We start from the raw sequence: 353 nt of genomic DNA, 5'->3' as shown, positions 1-353 counted from the left end.
GACCTGCGCGCCGAGATCTCCCTCGAGCTGGCCGCCGCGGGCCTCGAGGTCGAGCGCCAGCACCACGAGGTCGGCACCGCCGGCCAGGCCGAGATCAACTACAAGTTCAACACCCTGCTGGGTGCGGCCGACGACCTGATGCTCTTCAAGTACATCGTGAAGAACGTCGCGTGGCGCAACGGCAAGACCGCGACCTTCATGCCGAAGCCGATCTTCGGCGACAACGGCTCGGGCATGCACTGCCACCAGTCGCTGTGGAAGGACGGCGCGCCGCTGTTCTACGACGAGGTCGGCTACGCGGGCCTGTCGGACATGGCGCGCTACTACATCGGCGGTCTGCTGAAGCACGCCCC

At 66.9% G+C, this 353-nt stretch carries 1 pseudogene; it reads left to right on the top strand.

Annotated elements, in window-relative coordinates:
• A pseudogene (locus AC1DSF_RS31545) lies at window positions 1–353 on the top strand (type I glutamate--ammonia ligase); the annotation flags it as partial.

The sequence above is a fragment of the Variovorax sp. 01N429 genome (assembly GCF_056399425.1).
This window is presented reverse-complemented; position numbering and strand designations above follow the sequence as displayed.